This window comes from Roseofilum sp., assembly GCF_982964205.1.
Map to the genome: position 1 here is coordinate 1 of NZ_CEZBFX010000003.1, position 19,432 is coordinate 19,432.

General features: G+C 44.8%; 13 protein-coding genes. 9 read left to right on the plus strand and 4 right to left on the minus strand.

The window, feature by feature from the left end; all coding sequences use genetic code 11:
- The first annotated feature begins 283 nt into the window (after positions 1 to 283).
- A complete protein-coding gene (locus AC3A14_RS01245; protein WP_318735793.1) occupies positions 284 to 571 on the plus strand; it encodes a DUF2470 domain-containing protein in 288 nt (95 codons plus the stop codon).
- A 100-nt stretch (positions 572 to 671) separates the two neighbouring features.
- Positions 672 to 2,144: a carotenoid oxygenase family protein gene (locus AC3A14_RS01250; RefSeq protein WP_318735790.1), complete on the plus strand. Its 1,473-nt coding sequence runs from the start codon at positions 672 to 674 to the stop codon at positions 2,142 to 2,144.
- Positions 2,145 to 2,357: 213 nt separating this feature from the next.
- Here the strand turns inward: AC3A14_RS01250 and AC3A14_RS01255 are convergent, their stop codons facing one another.
- Positions 2,358 to 3,932: a B12-binding domain-containing radical SAM protein gene (locus tag AC3A14_RS01255; RefSeq protein WP_318732741.1), complete on the minus strand. Its 1,575-nt coding sequence runs from the start codon at positions 3,930 to 3,932 to the stop codon at positions 2,358 to 2,360.
- Between the two features lie 105 nt (positions 3,933 to 4,037).
- On the opposite strand from AC3A14_RS01255, the gene AC3A14_RS01260 reads away from it, so the two are divergent.
- The 3 genes from AC3A14_RS01260 to AC3A14_RS01270 all read left to right on the plus strand — a co-directional run bounded on the left by AC3A14_RS01260 (position 4,038) and on the right by AC3A14_RS01270 (position 10,084).
- Positions 4,038 to 5,147, plus strand: a complete 1,110-nt coding sequence (locus tag AC3A14_RS01260; RefSeq protein ID WP_318732742.1) for a TIGR03032 family protein — start codon at positions 4,038 to 4,040, stop codon at positions 5,145 to 5,147.
- 217 nt (positions 5,148 to 5,364) lie between these two features.
- Positions 5,365 to 8,949 carry a Calx-beta domain-containing protein gene (locus tag AC3A14_RS01265; RefSeq protein WP_318732743.1) on the plus strand — a complete coding sequence of 1,195 codons (3,585 nt, stop codon included), beginning with the start codon at positions 5,365 to 5,367 and terminating at the stop codon, positions 8,947 to 8,949.
- A 325-nt stretch (positions 8,950 to 9,274) separates the two neighbouring features.
- Positions 9,275 to 10,084 (plus strand): ankyrin repeat domain-containing protein, encoded by an 810-nt coding sequence (locus AC3A14_RS01270; RefSeq protein ID WP_318732744.1) that lies wholly within the window; start codon positions 9,275 to 9,277, stop codon positions 10,082 to 10,084.
- A gap of 168 nt (positions 10,085 to 10,252) precedes the next feature.
- On the opposite strand, the gene phnD is transcribed toward AC3A14_RS01270, so the two are convergent.
- Both phnD and AC3A14_RS01280 read right to left on the minus strand, forming a co-directional pair.
- The gene (phnD, locus tag AC3A14_RS01275) at positions 10,253 to 11,290 is read right to left on the minus strand and encodes a phosphate/phosphite/phosphonate ABC transporter substrate-binding protein (protein WP_318732745.1); all 1,038 of its coding nucleotides are present in this window, start codon (positions 11,288 to 11,290) and stop codon (positions 10,253 to 10,255) included.
- Between the two features lie 465 nt (positions 11,291 to 11,755).
- A complete protein-coding gene (locus AC3A14_RS01280; RefSeq protein ID WP_318700186.1) occupies positions 11,756 to 12,973 on the minus strand; it encodes a NupC/NupG family nucleoside CNT transporter in 1,218 nt (405 codons plus the stop codon).
- 117 nt (positions 12,974 to 13,090) lie between these two features.
- On the opposite strand from AC3A14_RS01280, the gene der reads away from it, so the two are divergent.
- From der to AC3A14_RS01300, 4 genes are all read left to right on the plus strand, one after another.
- Positions 13,091 to 14,452: a ribosome biogenesis GTPase Der gene (der, locus tag AC3A14_RS01285; RefSeq protein ID WP_318732746.1), complete on the plus strand. Its 1,362-nt coding sequence runs from the start codon at positions 13,091 to 13,093 to the stop codon at positions 14,450 to 14,452.
- Between the two features lie 241 nt (positions 14,453 to 14,693).
- Positions 14,694 to 16,319 carry a serine/threonine-protein kinase gene (locus tag AC3A14_RS01290; protein WP_318732747.1) on the plus strand — a complete coding sequence of 542 codons (1,626 nt, stop codon included), beginning with the start codon at positions 14,694 to 14,696 and terminating at the stop codon, positions 16,317 to 16,319.
- 126 nt (positions 16,320 to 16,445) lie between these two features.
- A complete protein-coding gene (locus tag AC3A14_RS01295; RefSeq protein WP_318732748.1) occupies positions 16,446 to 18,398 on the plus strand; it encodes a bifunctional serine/threonine-protein kinase/formylglycine-generating enzyme family protein in 1,953 nt (650 codons plus the stop codon).
- A gap of 228 nt (positions 18,399 to 18,626) precedes the next feature.
- Positions 18,627 to 18,962, plus strand: a complete 336-nt coding sequence (locus tag AC3A14_RS01300) for a DUF4870 domain-containing protein (protein WP_318732749.1) — start codon at positions 18,627 to 18,629, stop codon at positions 18,960 to 18,962.
- Position 18,963: 1 nt separating this feature from the next.
- Here AC3A14_RS01300 and AC3A14_RS01305 read toward each other — a convergent pair whose 3' ends face one another.
- Complete coding sequence (locus AC3A14_RS01305; protein WP_318732750.1) at positions 18,964 to 19,410, minus strand: hypothetical protein; 447 nt, start codon at positions 19,408 to 19,410, stop codon at positions 18,964 to 18,966.
- Between the last annotated feature and the right edge of the window lie 22 nt (positions 19,411 to 19,432).

Here is a 19,432-nt window from a genome sequence, read left to right on the forward strand (position 1 = left end):
TTTTCTTGTCATCTTTCTCTCTTCTCTCTCTACCTATACTATCCGGATTTGGGATGAGGGATTGAAACAGCAGAGATATCCCTACAACAGTCCCTGAACGAACTTGCGTTGAAATCCACCTAAATCCCTATGAGGGATTAAAACGTTCATAGAGACCCTTGAATACCCCCCTATTCCAGGTTGAAATCCACCTAAATCCCTATGAGGGATTGAAACCGACTAGCTTAACCCATTAGACTTGATCAGAGGTTGGAAGCAAAATCCCAATGAGGAACTGAAACTGATGTCTGACGTAATTACAGCCCAAGTGAGCGATCGCATTTGTAAGCATATGAATGAAGATCATGCCGAGGCGATCGCCTTATACGCCCAAACATTTGGCCAAACGCCTTCAGCGAGCAGCGCTAAAATGGAAGCGATCGATCCTGACGGCATGGATATTACCGCTCAGGTGGAAGGACAACCGGTTTCCTTGCGGATTACCTTCGATCATCAATTGGTGGACTCTGAGGATGCTCACCAAACCTTAATCGCGATGGTGAAACAAGCACGACAAAAGCCTTCTGCTTAAGTTGAGTTCGCCCACTCGATGACCCAAGCAACCCCCCATTTTGTGGAGAAAATGATAGGATTTGTAAAGTTTTGTATCATTTCTCCTCTCAAATCGGATTATGCGACTCGATTCTAGCCCACCCTTATCCTACGATCGCCAACAGTGGAGCCAAGGTTATCAATCTCAACCCCATGAATACGACTATTGGATCGAAGACATCGAAGGCGATATCCCCCAAGAATTAGAAGGAACCCTACTACGCAATGGCCCCGGATTATTAGATATTGGTGGATATCCGATCGCCCATCCCTTTGATGGAGACGGTATGGTGAATGCGATTGCCTTTAAGGGAGGGCGCGCCCACTATCGTAATCGCTATGTGCGTACCCAAGGATATATCGAAGAACAAAAAGCCGGTAAACCCCTATATCGCGGTGTCTTCGGAACCCAAAAACCCGGCGGATGGTTCGCCAACCTGTTTGACTTGCGGCTCAAAAACTTAGCCAATACCCATATTATTTATTGGGCGGATCGCCTTTTGGCTCTCTGGGAAGGAGGACAACCCCATCGCCTCGATCCCCAGACCTTAGAAACTTTAGGGTTAGACGATCTTGACAGTCTTTTAAAAACCGGTCAAGCCTTTTCCGCCCATCCCAAAATCGACCCGTATGGCGATCGCGGTAACCCCTGTTTAGTCAACTTTTCCATTCAACCCGGTTTAAACAGTCAACTAACCCTCTGGGAATTCAACCTTAACGGTCAACTCCTACGCCAAAGAACCCACGAAATTCCCGGATTCTGCTTCATTCACGATTTCGCCATTACGCCCCAATATTATCTATTTTTACAAAATTCAGTATCCTTTAATCCCTTTCCCTTCTTATTCGGACTGCTTGGCCCTGGGGAATGTATTGACTTCGATCGCCACAATGCAACTAAAGTATGGGTGATTCCACGCCAAGGGACTCAACCCATAAAAAGGATAGAAATTGACTCTGGGTTTGTATTTCACCACGTCAATGCCTTTGAAGAAAAGAACCAAATTATCCTAGACTCAATCGGCTATGAATCCTTTCCGGAAGTTGAGCCTGGCAGTGATTTTCGCTATACAGACTTTAATCGACTTGCGCCTAGCCAATTATGGCGTTTTCGACTAGACTTGACAAACAAAAGAGGCGATCGCCAACTCTTAGAATCCCGATGTTGTGAGTTTCCCCAGATTCATCCCCAGTGGGTAGGTCAGTCCCACCGCTATATTTATTTAGGAGCAGCAGATCAAAATCAGGGTAGCGCCCCTTTACAAGGGATTCTCAAACGGGATAACCAATCTGGAGAAACGCAATTTTGGAGTGCAGCTCCCCATGGTTTTGTCAGCGAACCCATCTTTATTCCTCAACCTGGATCGGATCTTGAAGATAAAGGTTGGATTATTTCCGTTGTTTACCAAAGCCAAAACCATCGCTCTAATATTATTATCTTAGATGCAGAAAACCTAGAACAAGAGCCAATCGCGCGGCTCCATCTACAACATCATATTCCCTATGGATTACATGGAAGTTGGATACCCAACCAACAACTCGGAATCAGTTGATTCAGTAGTACAAGTCACATCTTAAATTCAGTTTGATTTAGTCACACTCTCTTGTCGCTCCCCTTACAACCAAGAACTAAAGAAGGGCCAATTAAACAGCCCTATCTTTTAATAGCTCCAACTTTTTATCGCGATTCTCTCGTCTATAGAGTAGAGCTTGAAGCATTAGATTCTAAGCAATACAAGCTTTTTCCTATTGCCTAGCCTTTCATGTTATATTCTCAGTGCCGTAGAGGGAATTTGTGAAAGTTGCCTCTCTTTTTTCTTAAACTCTTGTAACTGCTGGTCGATATCATCGCGGACAATAGTTCGATAAACCATAAAGTGTTCTATATGGGCACAAACAATTAAGTAATGCTCCAAAACAGCAGGATTATGGCGCAGAATTGACAATAAGTGGTGCCAGAATTTCCAGCGCGTTTTCCGTTGAAACCCTTGTCGCCAAATGATAATACTTAGAGCGCGTACATCCTTCCAATTAGGAATTTTTCCTGGAGGCGTAGCTTTGGGCGCTCCTAATTTGAGAAAACAGCGGTAGGTGCGATCTAAAAACACTTCAGGATCGTATAATTGCCAAAATGCCTCCACAAATTCTTGGGCAATTTCTTCAATAGGACGAGTGGGAATAAAATTCATTAAATTCCGTTGATTTACATCCTGTTTCCCATCATAAAAGAGCCGTCCTTCTTTCTCCAACCGATCCCATAAAGCGGTTGTGGGCAAGGCTTGTAACATGCCAAACATGGCTGTAGGAATTGCCGCTTGTTCGACAAAGCGAATAATGCGATCGGCGGCTCCTTGTTTCTCTCCATCGAAACCAATAATAAAGCCTGCCATGGGGCGCAAACCATGACGAGTTATGGTTTCAACAGCTTCTGATAGAGAACCTCTTGTATTTTGAAATTTTTTAGTTAAGGTCAAGCTGTCTTCATCGGGGGTTTCGATACCTAAAAAGACCGCATCAAAATAACATTCGCACATTAAATCCATCAATTCTGTATCTTGCGCCAAATCAACGGAGGCTTCGGTGTTAAACCGGAAGGGATAGTCATGTTCTGCTTGCCAAACTTTGAGTTCTTTGAGGAGTCGTTTGACATTGCGTTTATTGCCGATAAAGTTATCATCGACCATAAATACGCCTCTGCGCCAACCCAATTCATAGAGGTAGTCGAGTTCTTTTAAGAGTTGCTGGGGGTCTTTGGTGCGGGGTTTACGACCATAGAGGGTAATAATATCGCAGAATTCACATTGAAAGGGACAGCCACGGGAAAATTGCACGGACATGGAGTCATAGGCATCCAATTCGAGTAGATCGTATCGGGGAATGGGGGTGATGGTTACGTCAGGTTTTTCGGTGGCCCTAAAGATGCCGCTAGTTTCTCCTTTTTCTAAGGCTTTGACCAGTAAAGGAAGGGTGATTTCTCCTTCATCTAATACGAGAAAATTGGCTCCGGAAGCTTGGAGTTCATTGGGGACTGAGGTCGGATAAGGGCCGCCAACCGCTACTAATTTTCCGCGTTGTTTGGCTTCTTGAATTTGGTCAACGATGTCTTTTTTTTGGACGATCATGGCGGAGAGAATAACGAGATCGGCCCATTCCCATTCTGCTTCGGTGACGGGACGCACGTTGCGATCGCATAATTTAAATTCCCACTCTTGCGGTAAAATACCGGCTACGGTGATCAGTCCTAATGGGGGAAACAACACTTTGAGGTCTACTAAGTCTAGGAGAGTATCATAAGACCAAAAGGTTTGTGGAAATAGGGGATAAATTAATAAGACCTTCACGCTGTATGCTTCCCTCACGGCAAAAATAACGACTTACAGCTTAGTTATAACAAGAAAATTAAGATTCCATCCGATCGCCCTTGGAAACTCCGATAAAACAGCGCTATGACTCTTGACCCCCAACTGGCTTCTCCCCAAAATCGGATCGCCTGTAATGCCGATCCCGGATTTATTGAATGGCTCTCCAAGACTAATCATAGTCTCATTTTAAGCACCTATCAAGCCGGTAGTGTAGCCGCGATCGGATGGAATGGAAAGCAGATTAATCTATTATTACGCCAGTTTGATAAACCCATGGGGTTAGCCGTATCGGGTCGCCGTTTGGCGATCGCCACCCGTCATCAAGTCATCATCTGTGCCAACTCTCCCACCCTCGCAACCGACTACCTAGAGCATCAACCCGGTCGCTATGATAGCCTCTATCTGCCTCGCGTTAGCTATTGGACGGGAGACCTAAATATCCATGACCTCAGTTTTGGCCAAGATGAAATTTGGATCGTCAATACTAGGTTTTCCTGTTTAGCCACCCTCAGTCATGAATTTAACTTTGTTCCCCGATGGCAACCCCCGTTTATCACTGAACTTGCACCCGAAGATCGGTGTCACCTCAATGGCCTAGCTATGGTTAACGGGAAACCCAAATATGTCACTGCTCTGGGCAAAAGTAACACCGTGGGAGGATGGCGACCTAATAAAGCTACAGGCGGGATTATTCTAGACGTAGAAAGCAACGAAATCATCCTTGAGGGGCTTTCCATGCCCCATTCTCCACGATGGTATCAGGGTTATTTGTGGACACTCAATTCTGGTACTGGGGAACTGTGGCGTATCGATCCCAAAACCCACACTATCGATATCCTGTGTGCTTTACCGGGCTTTGGTCGCGGTTTGGCCTTTGTGGGAAACACGGCATTAGTAGCCTTATCACAAATTCGAGAAACCGCTATTTTTGGTGGTTTGCCCCTGCAAACTCGATTTCCGAGTTTAGTCTGTGGCGTAGCGCTCATTGACTTGAAAACCGGAAAACCGATGGGCCGCTTAACCTTTTCCAGTGGCGCTCAAGAATTGTATGATATCCAAGTTCTTACTGGAGTTAATCGACCCACCCTGTTAAATTTAGAAAAACCAGCGACTCGCCAAGCCTTTAGCGCTCCTGACTTTGCCTATTGGTTGCGTCCTTCCTCGGAAATGGGAGACTCTAGCGATCCGCAATAGCGCAAGTTTGGGTACTCTAAGGGCAGAGGCAATCCGGTGAGATCTCGCGCCAGCGAGATAAATGCTCATTTGATAAAACCTCAAAATCCTCTCACCCGTAATGATTAAACTCTGTGGTGATGTTCTCCAAAAGAGAAATCAGTTGATAATATTGAATCGAAATAGAGTACCCCATAACCCTTGCATTTACCCTATATTCCCCTAGGAGAGAAAACTAATGGCTGTTAATCCAGTTGGTTCAGAATTCAAAGTTAATACGACAACAGCAAGCATTCAACAACTTCCAGCGATCGCCATAGACAGCGATGGTGATTTTGTCGTGACCTGGACAAGCTATTTCCAGCCAGGAGATGCTCAATCTGGCGTATATGCTCAACGCTACAACAGTGCGGGAGTAGCTCAGGGTGGCGAATTTAGAGTAAATACCTTTACTGATAACTTTCAATATGAGTCAACGATTGGGATTGACTCCGATGGGGATTTTGCGATCGCCTGGACGAGCGGTGGACAAGATGGCAGCGGCTACGGAATCTATGCCCAACGCTACAATAGTGCGGGTTCCCCTCAAGGGAATGAATTTCAGGTTAATACCACAACCAATGATAACCAGTCTGCTCCTAGCTTGGGGATGAGTGCCAATGGTAACTTTGTCGTGTCTTGGACAAGCAATGGCCAGGATGGGAGCGAAGGTGGAGTTTATGCCCAACGCTACAATAGCGATGGAACTGTAGCCGGTTCAGAATTCAGAGTTAATACCACGACCAATGGCTCCCAAGCTTTTCCTTCAGTAGCCATGAATGCCAATGGCAATTTTATTATTACTTGGCAAAGTAACGGGCAAGATGGTAGCGGTGCTGGTATTTATGCCCAACGCTATGACAGTAATGGCAGCGCTGTGGGAGGAGAATTTAGAGTTAATACCTTTACTGCTGACGATCAGCGTAGTCCTTCAGTATCCATGAATGATAATGGGGCATTTGTCATTGTATGGGAAAGTGCCAGTCAAGATGGAAGCCAGGAAGGGGTTTATGCCCAACGCTACGATAGTAATGGTGCAGCAGTAGGCGCGGAATTTCAGGTTAATACCTTTACCACGGGGCAGCAAAAATCACCGGAAGTCACCATGGAGAATAGTGGTGGCTTTTTTATTACCTGGGAAAGTGCTGGGCAAGATGGTGATGGAGACGGGGTTTACGCTCGGCAGTATAATTCTCAAGGACAACCACAAGGGGCGGAATTTCAAGTCAATACTGAGACGGCAAACGATCAGGAGAATCCCGCGATCGCAGTGTCTGATAATGGGCGACTGGCGATCTCCTGGGAAAGTGAAGCCCAAGATGGCGATGCCACAGGAATCTACGCCCAACGCTATCTCTCCAATACCCTAATTGAATTCTCAGAAGCCACGTATCAAGTCAATGAAGATGGCAGTCTCGTCAATGGAGAAATTACTCTCAACCGCAGTGGGAACTTAGATGTCACCTCCCAAGTACGGGTTAATATTACTGGAGGAACAGCCACTGGCGGAGCAAATGGGGATTATGACAATAGCAACTTCCCCCTCACCGTCACTTTTAATCCGAATGAAACCACCAAAACTGTTCCTGTAACCATTCAGCAAGACTCAGAAACGGAATCCACAGAAACCATTAATTTTAACCTGGATAACCTCAGTAATGCTGAACTGGGTTCACAGAGTACGACCGTTTTAGAAATCTTAGATGATGATATTCCCGGTTTGAAGCTCGAACCTCAAACCGGATTAACCACCACCGAAGCGGGGGGAACGGCTAATTTCAATGTCTCTCTCAATACCCAACCCACCGCTGACGTAACCGTTAATCTGACCAGTAATGACACCAGTGAAGGAACGGTTTCTCCAGCCACATTAACCTTTACTTCACAAAACTGGAATGTCACTCAAGCCGTCACTCTTACTGGAGTTGACGACCAAATTGCTGATGGTAATATTGATTATACGATTGCCGTCAGTGCTAGCAGTAGCGATACCAATTACAATACCCTTTCTCCTTCCCAAGTTACCGCCACTAATGTAGATAACGACACGGTTGGTATTACGGTTAATCCAACCACCGGACTGACGACAACCGAAGCCGGAGGTACAGCCCAATTTTCAGTCGTGCTGAATACCCAGCCAACAGCAGATGTGACCATTCCGGTTAGCAGTAGCGATACCACAGAAGGAACGGTTGCGCCCCAAAGCTTAGTGTTTACACCAAGTAATTGGGATACGGTGCAAACGGTTACAGTTACCGGAGTTGCTGATAATATTGACGATGGTGATGTGTCTTATCAGGTTCTGCTAGCGGCGGCTACCAGTACGGATACAAACTACAATGGCATCGATCCGAGTGATGTCTCCGTGACGAATGCAGAAGTGGGACGAGTGATTGTAGAGGAAACTGGGGGAAGTACGGCGATCGCAGAAGGCGGCAATACCGATACTTATACCCTACGTCTGAGTCGCCAACCGATTGGTAATGTTATTGTTGGTGTTACTTCAGATAATCAATCCACAGCAGCACCGTCAACAGTTATCTTTACTCCTAACAGTTGGAATATCGCTCAAACCGTTACTCTGACAGCAGTGGATGATAATGTGGCGGAGGGAAATCACAGTAGTACCATTAGCCATACGGTCAATGCTCCAAGCGATCCAGGTTATAATAACTCCCCTGTGTCAACCGTTACCGCTACCATTACGGATAATGACACTGGATCTCCTACTCCTGGTTCAGTGAGCTTTGTAGAATCTGGAGGTAGCACGACTTTAACCGAAGGAGGGGCAACGGACAGTTATACCTTAGTTTTAACTCAACAACCGTCTGCTAATGTCACCATTACAGCAACACCCGATAATCAATCGACGGTCAATCCAACGACGTTTACCTTTACTCCCAGTAACTGGAATACTCCACAAACGGCAACCCTAACAGCAGTGGATGATACAGCAGTAGAGGGGAATCATAGTAGTGTAATTCGCCATACCAGCACTAGTACGGATGCGAGTTTTAATAATATTACTCTGGCCAGTGTGACAGCGGAGATCGCTGATAATGATACCACTCCCACTCCCACTCCCACTCCCACTCCTACTCCCACCCCAACTCCCACTCCCACTCCTACCCCTGGCGATTCAGGAAATAACAACATCTTTGGTACAGCAGGGAATGATGTAATTAATGCAGGAGCTGGCAATGACCAAGTTTCTGGTTTGCAAGGGAATGATATTATCTCTGGTGGCTCGGGAAATGATGGTATTAATGGTAATCAAGGCAACGATGGCATTAATGGAAATCAAGGTAATGACCTACTCTATGGCGGTCAAGGTAATGATGTTGTCCGGGGTGGCCAGAATGACGATATTGTTTATGGGAACCAAGGGGCAGATCAACTCTTTGGTGATTTAGGCAACGATCTCCTCTATGGTGGTCGAGGTAATGATACCGTCAGTGGTGGCGACGGAAATGATACCCTGAGTGGTGATTTTGGCGCAGACGTGCTTTCTGGTGGTTCAGGTGCAGATATATTTGTTCTGCGCACCAGTACGGCAGTTAATCAAATTGAACAAGCTGATTTTATTGTCGATTTTCAAATCGGGGTAGATCGCATTGGTTTAACGGGCAGTTTAACCGCTCAGAATTTATTACTGCAAAATGTGGCCGGCAATACGGTCATTCGGATCAATCCATCCGGTCAAATTTTGGGTATTGTGGCCAATACACCACCAACAGTTTTCTCTGTGAATGACTTTGTCCCGGTTAATATTGGCGTGGTTTAAGGCGATCGAGAGGTATAGCAAGATCTTTAGAGGCGAAAAGTTTTTCGCCTCTCTTTTGAGTTGATCTGATACAACTGTTGTTCACCATAGATCATTGATAGAGAAAGCATTATATGAAATATTAGGAGTCATTTTTCTGCCAAACACCTCTTCAAGTAATTAGACTTGCACTAATCATTTATTTGTACCGGGATGCAATATAAATCCTTATGACGGCTCAAATTTTAAGAAGGAATTGATATTACAGATAGATTAAGAACAGTGTTGAATGGATTTTATTATTGCTGAATCTATATCCCTAACAAAAGGATTGTTTTAATTCATTATGAAAAATTTTATCATTGCACTAATTGCCGGAATGACGATTTCAAATCAAATGATTTTTTCGTTTATTTTTTGGCGCTATAAAATTTGGGGAAGCTATGGGGATGAAGATTTATTTTATGCTATTATATTTGGTGGTTTTATCAGCTTAGGCTTGGGTCTTATTTTAGCTCTTATCTTTTTCTTTCTGGTTTTATCAAAAGAGAAAAAAATTAGTCGAAAAAAGTATAACAGATTTATCCAGTACTTAATATTGGTTATAGTATCCAGTATCTTTTGCAGAGTATACTTAAACGAAAAAGTTGTCCCTGCTCTGGTTAGTACGGCTGCCTTCGAGTCGAATAGCTATCTGAAAATATTAGTAAAATTTTCATATAACTTAAATGTCAAAGATCTTAATGGTCAAACGGCTATCATTAAGGCAAGCGAACGCGGAAGATTAGATTCAGTTAAAGAACTTATCAAAGCAGGTGCTGATTTAAATGCACAAGATAGGCGAGGTTGGACAGCGTTAATTGTAGCTGCTTATGGCACTGGATTTCCTGAGACAGACAATTGTGAACTTACAGAACTACTGATTAAAGCAGGTGCTGATATCAATATTGAAGATAATTGGGGTAACAACGCTTTAACAAATGCATTGAGTGTTGGTAATACTTGCAGTGCCAACTTACTTCAGCAGCAAAAGGATAATCCAACTACAACAGAAAATCCAGATCAATATCCAACTGGCGTAGTTTCTCCCGTAGCTGTTGTAAATCTGACTCGGTGCGATCGGTTCTATAAGCCATTTGTTAGATTACCATGTTGATTGATTTGTATGGGTGGCGGACTCCAATTATCAGCTTGCAATCGACCTGTTAATTTCAATATATCAGGAATCACTACATTTCCATTGTTGTTTAAGCTATTCCTCTCCTAAAAAATACTAACTCTTTTAGGAGAGGGATAATTCCATCTGGGTTATACCATAGAGTATTTAATCCGAAGGCACTTGGTAATCGACTCCTTGAGCTTCCTGGATAGTACGGATCTGACTCCAATCGATTTGATAGTCGATGGGGATAAATTTTTCTTCTCCTGTGGCAGTAAATTCGCGCTCTAAACCCGTTCCTGACCAGTTAAAGGTTAAAAAAGCATTTTGGATACCTTTAACCAGTTCTGGGTCTAAATTATGGGCATAGCCATAAGCGGCATTAGGGAAAGTTTGGGATTGGTAAAGGGAGCGGAATTGGCTACAGTCGGCTTCCTGACGATTGCACATCAGTTGCAGGACATCATTGGCAATGGCGGCTGCTTCATAGGTTTGGTTTTGTACTCCGACGATAGACTTTTCTTGAGATCCAGAAAATACAGCTTTGTAGTCTCGATCGCCTTTGAGGTTATAACCGGCTTCTAGGAGGGCACGGGGTAAAATGTATCCTGAATAGGAATTAGCATCCGTGAAGGCTAACTGGCGGTCTGATAGGTTTTCGAGGCTATCCAGAGGGCTGGAGAAATGGGTGATGATTTCCATTTCATAGCCAAATGTGCCATCAGAAGCGGCCATCATGGCAAAAGGGGTAAAGCCGGCTTGATTGACGGCAATGGGGACAGTGCTAGTGCTAAACCCGGCAATATGGAGTTGACCGTCTTTTAAGGCTTGAATTTGATCGGCTTTTGCCTCTAGAGCGAGGAATTGGACGGGTTTGCCGGTAATTTCCGATAGATGGGCCATAAATTCAGTCCAAACAGATTCGTATTGGTCTGGGTTGGGAATCGGTAAATAGGCAAAGATGAGGGTGTCTGGATTAATCCATTCATCAGGATTGTCTGGAGGATCGGCAACTAGATCTTGATTGCGATCGCAATATTGCCCATCCATCTGTTTGGGGCGATCGCATTCTTCTTGAGTGATTTGTGCCGTCTCTTCTGGAGTCCCTTGAGAGGAGCCGCATCCTGCCAAATTGAGCAGAAGTGCGCCACCGATGAGCAGTAGGGAAACTGGGTTAATTCCTATTCTTTGAGTTGAGTTCATGGTTAAAACATCCTGGAAAAATCAGCCATTATACTTAAATCTCTTGTTGATGAATATTGCGCTCTGTAAAGAGTCCTAAATTTGTGTAAACAATACTGGAACTCTGAAAAAACTATGCTATTGTAAACAATATAGGCACCAAAGCAAGAAATTAAAGCATTAAATTTGGGTTCTAGAATTGGTGTCTGTCCTCTAGAGTCCAGTCACAGTTGAACATAGCCCTTCACCCTAGTGGCAAACCCCCTGCACAGTCAGCGGTTAAGCCAAACCTGAAGTCCGGAAAGACAGGGTTATGGGAAAGCCTAAAAGGTATGGCTGTGAAGCATGAAAACCTTAGTAAGTTAGTTGTACTTGTCCATTTTCTTAACTCGTAAAACCCTGAAAATTAGAGTTTCTCAAGAATACTTAGTTTAGGTCTAGCCGCCTCCGGTTAGACCTTCGCCCATTTTAAAGAATGAATGACGGTTAGAGTAAAACTCCAGCAATACAAGCGGTCATACAACAGGCAAGAAATCCGCCAATCATAGCTCGTAAACCCAACTGAGCGAGATCGGATTGTCGAGAGGGAGCGATCGCCCCAATGCCTCCCAACTGAATGCCGATTGCCCCCAGATTAGAAAAGCCGCAGAGAGCATAAGTGGCGATCGCCGCAGTGCGATCGGAAATTTGTTGATTCGCAATCAACTCACTCAAATCTACATAAGCGATAAACTCAGTCAGGATTGTCTTCTTTCCCAGTAGCTCCCCCACCACTAAACAATCTGCCCAAGGAACCCCCATCAACCAAGCCACAGGCGCAAAGATTACGCCAAAAATTCCCTCTAAGGATAACGTCGGTAAACCAACCAATCCGCCCATCCAACCTAATACAGCATTGATAAACGCCAGTACCCCCAAAAATGCAATCAGCATTGCCGCAATATTCAGGGCTAGCTTCATTCCCTCAGAAGCACCTGTAGAAAGAGCATCAATGGCATTGATAGAGGTTTTCTCCACCTGGATAGATACCGTTCCCATTGTGGGGGAACTTTCGGTTTCTGGATACATCAGCTTCGAGATCGCCAACGCTGCCGGAGCAGACATCACCGATGCGGTAATCAGATGCTCTGGAGCAATGCCAAAGGAAATATAGGCGACTAAAACTCCTCCAGCTACCGTCGAAAATCCACTGGTCATAATCGCATGAAGTTCAGACCGGGTAGTTGTCGAGACATAGGGTTTAATTAGCAAAGGTGCTTCTGTCGAACCGACAAAAATATTCGCGGCTGCCGTCAGCGTTTCCGATCCCGAAGTTTTCAGGGTATATTGCATGAACCGAGCGATCGCCTGTACCATGCGCGGTAAAATTCCATAGTAGTAAAGCACACTAATAAACGCCGAAAAGAAAATTACTGTTGGCAACACCCGAAAGGCGAAAATATACACCTCATTGTTCACCAACTGGGACGAAAACACAAACTCAGACCCCACATCCGAAAACTCTAAAAACGTCTGGATGCGATCGCCTAAAAAGCGGAATAGAGCCAAGCCGAATGGAACCTTGAGGATCAGCACCGCTAAAACAAACTGTAAACCCAGCCCCATTGCTACCACTCGCCAGCGCACTGCTGGACGGTTAACCGAGATGCCATAGGCAAAGGCGACAAAAACACCGAGTCCCAATAGGGAAATAACACGTTCCATTATTGAAGAGCCTACTTGCTTTATAGTGAATTTTCAATTGACTTCAATCTAAATGATATATAATGAAATGCTTGGCTTAAATCTCTAAACATATTTCTAACCCCTAAAAACGTTCCTATGAAACTGCCTATCATCGCCATTATCGGCCGTCCCAATGTCGGCAAATCGACCCTGGTCAATCGGTTAGCCAAAAGACAAGAATCGATTGTGTTTGATGAACCTGGAATTACCCGCGATCGCACGTATCGTTACTGCTATTGGCGCGATCGCGATTTTCAAGTCGTCGATACTGGGGGGCTACTCTTCCATGACGATACTGAATTTTTGCCCCTGATTCGCGAACAAGCCTTACTCGCTTTAGCTGAATCTAGCGCTGCCATTTTCCTCGTCGATGGTCAAACTGGACCCACCCCTGGAGATATGGAAATTGCCCAATGGTTGCATCAACAATCGATCCCCATCATTTTAGCGGTGAATAAATGCGAATCTCCAGATCGGGGACTGATTCAAGCCGCCCAATTTTGGGAATTAGGACTAGGCGAACCCTATGCTATTTCCGCCATTCACGGCAATGGAACGGGGGATCTTCTGGATGCTTTACTGCCTCACTTACCCGTGATGGAAAACTGGGAAGAATCTACAGAAACCAAAATCGCCATTGTTGGTCGTCCGAATGTGGGTAAATCGAGTTTACTCAATGCCTTTTTAGGGGAAAAACGGGCCATTGTTAGCCCCATTTCCGGTACCACCCGAGATGCTATTGATACCATGGTCGAACATGAGGGCAAAACCTACCGGTTAATTGATACTGCGGGCATTCGCAAGAAGAAAAATGTGGAATACGGGGCCGAATTTTTCGGGATCAATCGTGCTTTTAAAGCCATTCGCCGGTCTGATGTGGTATTACTGGTCATTGATGCGATCGATGGAGTCACCGAACAAGACCAAAAATTGGCTAACCGCATTACTGAAGATGGCCGCGCTTGTGTGATTGTGGTGAACAAATGGGATCAGGTGGAAAAAGACAGCTATACCATTTTGCACTACGAACAACAGGTTCGCGATCGCCTCTACTTCATTGACTGGTCAGAAATGATTTTTGTCAGCGCTCTGACGGGACAACGGGTTCCCAAAATTCTGAAGTTAGTCGATAATGCCGTCAGCGAACATAAACGCCGTGTTTCCACTTCTGTTGTTAATGAAGTTCTGCAAGAGGCCATCAGTTGGCACACTCCCCCCACCAACCGGCAAGGGAAACAGGGCAAAATTTACTATGGCACGCAAGTCAGTAGCCAACCGCCAAGCTTTAGTATTTTTGTCAACGATCCCAAACGGTTGGGAGAAAACTACCGTCGCTATATAGAAGGGCAAATCCGCAAACAACTGGGATTTACCGGTACACCCATTCGCCTCTTTTGGCGAGGCAAAAAAGCCCGTGAGTTGGAAGCAACAGGGGCCAATCGAGCGATCCGAGTTTAAGATCAATGAAAAATCAAAAAGTTGGCGATCGCGCTGGTCTAGAAATTGTTCAATGGATATATCGGCTACATGAAGCTGCAGACTAACTGCACCTCATAGGAGTTTAGAGAGGTCGTAGAAATGTGCATTTTACAGATCCAGCACATCTTCTGATTTGATAGCACAATCGGTCGTCAATTCGCAAGTGTCCCAAGCTGGGGCATGATTAATCTCATTTCTCTATGGAGCTGCGCTATTCTAGATGAGGTATTTTATCAACAGTACCCCAGCTATAGGACAAGTGTTAGGCGGTCACTACGAAATTGAGCAAGAATTGGGTCAAGGAGGGTTTGGCAAGACGTTTCTGGCTAGAGACCATCATCTTCCTGGTCATCCTCTGTGTGTGGTGAAGCAACTCAAAGCCCAATGGCATGGCTCCCATGCTCTGAAGGTCGCCAAGCGCTTGTTCAAAACGGAAGCTCAAACCTTACAAAGCTTGGGAGAACATCCCCAAACTCCCCGGTTGTTGGCCTTTTTTGAACAAGAGGAGGAGTTTTATCTCGTCCAAGAATATATCCAGGGTCATGAGCTAACGCAGGAGATTCAAGAGGGTAAAGCGTGGAGTGAGCTTCAGGCGATCTCCCTGTTAAGAGATATTTTGGTGTCTTTAGATTTTGTCCATCAACAGGGGGTGATTCACCGGGACTTAAAACCGAGTAATATTATCCGGCGATCGCTCGATAACCAACTGGTTCTGATTGATTTTGGTGCAGTCAAGCAAACTCTTTCAGAATTAACCCCTTCAATGGGTAAAACGTCCCAGACTCCCTTATCGGTAATTGTTGGATCTCCCAATTACATGCCCAGCGAACAGGCGATTGGTCGCCCGAAATTCAGCAGTGATATTTATGCAGTGGGAATTATTGCCATTCAAGCCCTAACGGGAACATTACCTAGAGACCTCCCGAAAGATCCGGAGACTGAAGAGATTCTTTGGCAACCATTGGCATCCGTGAGTTCAGAGTTAGAGGCTGTATTAGGGAAAATGGTACGCTATCATTTCGGCGATCGCTACTCCTGCGCCGCAGAAGCCCTAGAAGCGGTCAATGCCCTCTCTATTTCCCCGACTTCCCCTCCTCCTCCGATTCCCAAAGCGGAACCCGTTTCCCCTGACTCTCCCACCGTTGTGTCTTTTTCTGCTTCCATTGACCCAGAATCATCACAACCGGTGACCTTTCAACCGATCAATCAACGCGATCGATGGGGAGGATTATGGATTTGTGAATTAGGCGTGCAAGGCAAATCAATCAAACTCTATCAAGGAGATATTACGAATCTAACGGCTGATGTGATTGTCAGCTCAGACGATACTTACTTAACCATGGGGGTAGGCGTTTCTAAACAAATTCGTTCCATTGGCGGAATTGAAGTGTATAAAGAAGCCCAAAAATTACAACCTTTAAGATTAGGCGCGATCGCAGCGACAACCGCAGGTTACCTATGGGCAAAGAAGATTTATCATGCAGCAGTCATGAATTTCGCTTCTGATTTTTCCATTCTTTCCCAAAATATCTATAAATCAACGATTCAACAAGCAGTGCAAACTTGCTTAGAGACAGCCAATCAAGAGGGTTTTCAAAGTATTGCATTTCCTCTGCTCGGTACTCGAGTGGAGCGATTCCCTGCACTGGAAGAACTACAGATTATTTTGGCACAAATTATTCAGCAGTTCTCTGAGGGTCCCAATAGTATTAATGAAGTGACGATTGCGATGTATGACAAAGTTGCACCGATGAAAGCAATTAAAACCGTTGTAGAAAATATGGTTCAGTATCATCTGAGCGACTTACGGCTCTCTCTAGAAAGGTTCAAGTCAAATGACAGATAGGGAATGGAATAATAAATAGGGACTGTTTTTCGGAAAAGACCAATACCCTATGGCTAGAGTTCCTATTGCCTCTTTAGTGTTCTGCGCTATTCTAGATGGGGTATTTTATTAACAACACCCCAGGTTATGGGACAAGTGTTAGCAGGTCACTACCAAATTGAGCAAGAACTCGGTCAAGGGGGATTTGGCAAAACATTTCTTGCCAGAGATCATCACCTTCCGGGTCATCCTCTGTGTGTGGTTAAGCAACTCAAACCCCAATTGGATGACCCGGATGCTCTAAAAGTCGCCAAGCGGTTGTTCACCACTGAAGCTCAAATCTTACAACGGTTGGGAGAACATCCCCAAATTCCCCGTTTGTTGGCCTTTTTTGAACAAGAGGAGGAATTTTACTTAGTTCAAGAGTATATTCAGGGTCATGAACTTGCCTCCGAGATCGGAGAGGGACAACCCTGGCAGGAAGATCGGGCGATCGCTTTGTTAAGAGATATTTTGACTCCCTTGGATTTTGTTCATCAACAGGGAGTGATTCACCGAGACTTAAAACCAAGTAATATCATCCGGCGATCGCTTGATAACCAACTGGTTCTGATTGATTTTGGTGCAGTTAAGCAAACTCTTTCCCAGGTTCACCCTTCCCCTGAAAAAACGTCCCAAACTCCTGTATCGGTGATTATTGGCTCTCCCAATTATATGCCCAGCGAACAGGCGATCGGTCGTCCGAAATTCAGTAGTGATATTTATGCCGTGGGAGTCATTGCGATTCAAGCCTTAACCGGAAAATCTTTGCCTGAACTCCCGAAAGACCCGGAGACTGAAGAGATATTATGGAAACAGTTCGCCTCCGTGAGGGAGGAGTTGGAGGAAGTTTTAGGGAAAATGGTCTGCTATCATTTCGGCGATCGCTATTCCTACGGAGCAGAAGCCCTAGAAGCCATAAACTCCCTCTCATCTCCCTTGATTTCTAAACCTCCTCCAATTGCTGAACCGAATCCTCTCAGAAACTTGCAACATGAAGAAACCCATCCTATTTTTCCTCCTGCCATTGCCCCAGATAATCCCACACTCATTACCGAACTAGATTTATCCCCTGCTCCAGTTTCTAATGTTCCAAAACCCTCAACATTTAACGTTGAAGTCGTTAAAAATTCTGACTTAACTGTACCTGAGTTTGAATTATCGCCACCCAAGACTAACCCTGATGATCCCACAGAAATTTCTCAGCACGAGGAGGATGTAGAACAATTCTCTCATGATAAACAGCCAACATACTCAACATTTAACTTTGAAGTCGTTACTGTTAATCATCGTGGAGAACCCCTTAAGCGCCAAAATTACCAAGCCCAATCTTTTCAAGAAGACTTAGGGGATGGAGTTTGTTTAGAAATGGTCTCTATACCCGGAGGCACCTTTCTTATGGGTTCTCCTGGGGATGAAGACAACCAAGAATCTGATGAAAGTCCCCAACATGTAGTCACAGTTGCTCCCTTTTATTTAGGGAAATTTCAGGTTACCCAGGCACAATGGCATAGAGTCGCCTCTTTTCCACAAATCAACCATCGCCTAGAATCTAAGCCCTCTCATTTCCAAGGGGATGATTTACCCGTTGAACAAATTTCTTGGGATGAAGTACAAGAATTTTGTTTAAGACTCTCTTCCCACACTCGACGAAATTATTGCTTACCCTCAGAAGCTCAGTGGGAATATGCCTGTCGCGCTGGAACTACAACTCCATTTAACGTGGGTGAAATGCTAACCATTGACTTAGCCAATTATAAACTGCCTAATCCCTCAGAAAGAGAGCTAAAAACTAGGGCAGTCGGAAGTTTTAACCCTAATCAATTTGGGTTGTATGATATGCATGGTAATGTCTGGGAATGGTGCAATGACCACTGGCACAACACCTACAATCTTGCACCCAATAACGGAGAATCTTGGTTATCTGGCGATCAACCGGAATTAAAGGTCATACGTGGGGGTTCTTGGAGTAATCAGTTGCTCAATTGCCGTTCAGCTCATCGTAATATGTTGTGGGCGAACTATCGAGGCAATACGTTTGGCTTTCGAGTAGCGATATAGCCATGATATAATTCAGACTTGGAATATTTTATTTTTGACATAAAGAGGGTCTTCAAACTTGGGTTTAGCAAGTTGAGCTACAATCCCAGCTTTAGGAGTCACGCCTTTAGAAGTAGCAAACGCTTGAGGATTTCTCATTTAGCAGATTAGCAGACGGTAATCCGTATGGAAGCTGATTGAGGGCATTGATTACTATGAATATAGAAATTCAAGTCAGTGGAGAGAATAATGTACGATCCAGATAAGCGCAAGTTACTTTCTGCTCTGTGTCAAGGCTCTATTTTCTTTAGTTTATTGTGGGTTTCGGTGGGAGTGCCGATCGCCATTTCTGTCATCTCCGACGATCCAGTTGTCAAGCAGAATGCCAAAGAGTCCCTCAATTTCCACTTGAATGTCTGGTTATACGAAATCATTTTTGGCATACTCACCATTGTATTAATTGGTTGGCCTTTGTTGGGACTATTGCAAATTATGAGTGTGATCTTACCCGTTTTGGCGATCGCCCATTGCCTAAGCCAACCCGAAACATCCTATCGCTATCCCTTTATCTTTCGCCTGCTCTAAATTAACTCAAATAGGCCATCATCCAACCCACGATTAAGCCTAAAACAGAGGTGATGGCTAAAATAAAAAAGGCTTGCCACTCCGTAAACCCTAACGTTTGTAAATCTAGGCGAGCCAATGCCCCCGAACACAGCAGGACAAAGCCCCGATAAAACACATGAATTCGGGATAAAATTAACACAGAGAAAAAGCCCAGGGTCACCACTCCTAACAATAACCCTAAATCACTTTGAAATCCCTTCACCATCCCCTCTTTGAGTTGCCGTAAAGGAGCCGTGAGCAAAGCCGTAAAACTCAGCGCTAATAGGGTTGCCAGAATCCAAAGACGAACCTCCGCCGAGAATGACGGAGGTTCATCTAACCAATTCAGAGGGGGCAGGGCTGCCGCAAAACTGGTATAAGAAATTAATAAGATGGCCAGGGAGGGCCAGGGTAGCTTTTGAACCATTTTCAACCTAAGCCTCCCTGAT